The organism is Sphaerospermopsis aphanizomenoides BCCUSP55, assembly GCF_001586785.1.
Taxonomy (GTDB): Bacteria; Cyanobacteriota; Cyanobacteriia; order Cyanobacteriales; family Nostocaceae; genus Sphaerospermopsis_A; species Sphaerospermopsis_A aphanizomenoides_A.
In genome coordinates this window covers 1-3,677 of sequence record NZ_LUFH02000192.1, presented here as the reverse complement: position 1 = coordinate 3,677, position 3,677 = coordinate 1, and the positions used below count along the sequence as shown (strand labels likewise).

Here is a 3,677-nt window from a genome sequence, read left to right as displayed (position 1 = left end):
AAAAGAATCAGTATCACAAATAAACCAATTTAACTCATATTTATTAATTAAAATTATATCTATATAATTACGGATAGCTATTTCTAAAGTATGCAAGCTTGGATATAAAGATTCACAATATATCATGTTTATTTAATAAAGGCGCATAGCTTTTTTAATATCTTGATCAGTTATGGTATTTGACGAAGATACACATTCAAAATACTTTTCTATTCTTGCATTTGAAAAAGCTTTTTGAAAAAAATTAAGATTATTTAGTTTTGGTTTTGGAAGGTTAGGACGAATAAGACTAGGTTGATTTATCATGATTTATTTATAATAATGTTGACAAAATAAATATGGGAAAATATAATATATAGTGTAGATTCTATGGTAATCCCCTCCTTGCTTGTAAATTTATAGCAAGTGATGACCCTAGAGTAAAATGTATCACAAATAGATTAGTTAGTGACAGAAGTATCGAAAAAGTACCTCTACTGAGGTTCTAAGTCAGACTGACTCAATTGAAAACCTCCCTGTTATAGGGAGGTAAAAATTTTGAAAATTTAATAAAATTTAAACTTAGATAATGCGATCACTCTTATTTAGCTAACGCTAGAGATAGTGCGTTAGCAAAGCTTACCGAAGGTATCGCGTGATTAACTCAAATACTTGATATCATAAATAGTAAAAAGCCATTCAAATTCTTCAACCATGACAGAATTACTACAGCGTGCGATCGCAGAAATTGAGAAATTACCAGCAGAAGAACAAAATGCGATCGCTACCCGTCTTCTGGATGAACTAAAAGATGAACAAGGTTGGAAAATTCGTTTTGCAGCTACAACACATAATCAATGGGATCGTCTAGCTGAGATGGTGCGTCAAGAAATAGCAGCTGGTGAAGTTACACCTCTCGATAGCAGCGAAGAAGTTGCCAAACGTGCGAAAGAATTATATGAAAATAGCATTCGTTCACAAGTCGAAACCGAAGAAAATATCGGTAAAATGATAATTATTGATATAGAAACTGGTGAATATGCTATTGATAAAACAGGCATAGAATCAGCCCATTATTTACGGAATAAAAACAGATTTGCTCGACTTTTTGGGATTCGCATTGGTTACAAAGTCGCTGTTTCTTTCTGTGGTGATATGGAGCGTGATTATCGGTGATACAATGATGAGTTAGATGTGCGATCGCCTATTCTGAATTTATGCGATCGCTAATGTCAATTTACCCCTTTACTTCTCCACAGATGCTAACTTTAAAGGATACAATGGCTCAGATCCATTTAATTGCCAAATCCTAAACACTAATAGCGCAGCTACAGTTAGCCAAACACAAGAAAAAGATAAAATCATTCCCGCTAAAGGAACAGTTTGCCAATAAATTGCTGTCACCACCACAGCAGATAACCAAGGTCCTAAAATCACTACAGGAACAGCAGCACCTAATCTCCGTTCAACGGTAAAAATCGTATTCCAAGTATCACCTAAAGCTAAATGCACCACAAACAAAATTAAAGGCAATACTAAAAATTGGTGATTCAGTTGCTGCCAAACTAATACAGAAGAAATCACCCGCAAAACGGCAATTATCATCCACACTATAGGAAATGCTAAAGGTGGTGGTGCCCATCTTGGTCTAATTACCTGGTCATAGGTGCGACTAGAGCGGGTATTATCTAAAAGCGAAAAAATCCGGGAACGGATACTTAATAAAGCAAAAAATAATGCAGTTACTAAAGTGCTAAACCAACTGGGCAAGGAAGAATTATTATCAATCAATATTACTAATTTTTCCATTCCCAGCAACACAAGAATCATCACTCCTATTTGCAGAATAGTCCCTAATTTATAAACTAAAACTGCGTTGATATCCAGTTCTTTTGTAGCTGCTGATGTATTGAGAGACAGTTGCTGATTCCCAGGTTTCACCCCCATTACTGTGTTGACAAATTTCTCCAGGATGCCAGTATTATTGGATTGATTCATAATTACGAGATTGCGAGTAGTTGGTAGTGAATAATCATAGGTTATTATATGATGGGATAATGATAAATATGTATTGATTTCATCTTCTTGAAAAAGATATCATATCAAGTTCGGCTAATTACTTACGATATAAAAGTTTTGGACATATTTGCTTTTCTCTATTCCCTATTCCCTATTCCCTGCCCCAACAGATATCGTAAGTGTTTCACCGGACATGATATCAAAATCTATTTCATCTCAATTATAAATTTATAATCCCGAAGAATTCCCAGATCCCCGACTTCTCAGGTCAGTTGTGTGAATGCATATTTATATGAGAAGTCAGGGATATCTTTATTGATTATTTGCGATCTGACACAAACGCAACTTTATCTTTAGAGAACAACCAATCACTAAAATGCTGCATTTTCGCAACTAAACTTCTAATTAAGCTGGTTTGCGGCTGTTTTCTGGGTGCTGCTAGTTGTAAAACTATCTCTAGCAGCCAAGGAGCAAAGTTTTGACACCAGACGGCTAAATGAGATTGCCATCCGACTAAAATTTCTGATGAATCTTTTTGCAGTCCGATGATGAGTGCTTGCGCTACTTGCTGGGGTGTCATGGGGGTGACTCCACGAAATAGTTGCAAGTCGCGCACCATGTCTGTATCGGTGAGGGTAGGAAGCAAAGCCACAACGCGGATGTTGTGTTCAGCTAATTCCCGACGCAAGGCTTGAGTAAAGCCTAAAATCGCAAACTTAGTAGCTGAATAGGTGGCCATTGTGGGTGCTGCAACTTTCCCCATCAGACTGGAGACATTGACAATAGTTCCCTCTTTTTGGCTGGCCATACGTCTTGCTATCAGACTCGTGAGATTATACATTCCCAACAAGTTAATGGAGATTTCTTCTTGGACTTGGGGAAGTTTTGATTGCAGAAATGAGTTTTGGTATGCAACTCCTGCACAGTTGACAAGTATATGGACGGGTCCATAGTTGCGCCACAATTGGGCGATCGCAATATTTACGTTGACTGGGTGGGTTAAATCTACAGCGATGATAATCGTTTCAGTGCCTATTTCTTCAATTTCTGCCGCTACTTGGGCTAATTTCTGGCGATCGCGTGCTACCAATATCAGCCGCTTTACTCCTTGCTGGGCTAATTCTAATGCGATCGCTTTACCAATTCCACGGGAAGCCCCTGTAATTAGAGCAACTTTGCCTTGAATATTCATCGGTTTTCACCTCCAAATTCTTGGCCTTACCTCTGCTTTTTCCATCCAAAAGGTAAGACGATTGATGAACAGTAAGATTTATTACGCCAGATATTTCTGTTTGTTGCTTCTTTGCAATACCCCTTCATTGCCTGTACAAAACAGAAATTCCTCGTTACTAGGATAGATAAATCAAAACTCAAGTTTATTCGCAGAGTGGATACAGAGCATCGGTTTTACCTCTCTTTAATCCGAGCATTCACCAGTTGGTTGCCACTACACACCTTAGCAACTAAATCAAGAGATTGCAATCTTTTTTAATAAGAATTTCTTAATACTTCTTTACAACAGCTAGAAGAAGGAGGCAGAAGGCAGGAGGTAAATCTTTCTCCCCATCCCCTCATCTCCCCATCTCCCCATCCCCCCATCTCCATTACGTTCCATTCTCCATCTTCTACTAGACGGTATTTCCAGTCTAGACCTGCTTCAAAACTTGCTTCTCCCCAAG

The 3,677-nt window shown here is 37.9% G+C and carries 4 protein-coding genes; 1 reads left to right on the top strand and 3 read right to left on the bottom strand.

Going from position 1 to position 3,677, the window contains the following annotated elements; genetic code table 11:
* Positions 1-855 precede the first annotated feature (855 nt).
* Positions 856-1,155 carry a hypothetical protein gene (locus A0J48_RS25995; RefSeq protein WP_200327465.1) on the top strand — a complete coding sequence of 100 codons (300 nt, stop codon included), beginning with the start codon at positions 856-858 and terminating at the stop codon, positions 1,153-1,155.
* A 69-nt stretch (positions 1,156-1,224) separates the two neighbouring features.
* Here A0J48_RS25995 and A0J48_RS25990 read toward each other — a convergent pair whose 3' ends face one another.
* The 3 genes from A0J48_RS25990 to A0J48_RS25980 form a co-directional block, all read right to left on the bottom strand.
* Entirely contained in the window at positions 1,225-1,977 is a 753-nt protein-coding gene (locus tag A0J48_RS25990; protein ID WP_200327464.1) for a TspO/MBR family protein, read from the bottom strand.
* Between the two features lie 340 nt (positions 1,978-2,317).
* The gene (locus tag A0J48_RS25985; RefSeq protein WP_200327463.1) at positions 2,318-3,190 is read right to left on the bottom strand and encodes an SDR family NAD(P)-dependent oxidoreductase; all 873 of its coding nucleotides are present in this window, start codon (positions 3,188-3,190) and stop codon (positions 2,318-2,320) included.
* A gap of 296 nt (positions 3,191-3,486) precedes the next feature.
* Positions 3,487-3,677, bottom strand: a 191-nt coding sequence (locus tag A0J48_RS25980; RefSeq protein ID WP_200327462.1) for a hypothetical protein, incomplete at its 5' end; no start/stop codon positions are given.

Excerpts from the sequence above, each read along its gene's own strand:
- A0J48_RS25995 (WP_200327465.1), top strand. The coding sequence starts at position 856 with ATGGTGCGTCAAGAAATAGCAGCTGGTGAAGTTACACCTCTCGATAGC.
- A0J48_RS25990 (WP_200327464.1), bottom strand. The coding sequence starts at position 1,977 with ATGAATCAATCCAATAATACTGGCATCCTGGAGAAATTTGTCAACACA.
- A0J48_RS25985 (WP_200327463.1), bottom strand. The coding sequence starts at position 3,190 with ATGAATATTCAAGGCAAAGTTGCTCTAATTACAGGGGCTTCCCGTGGA.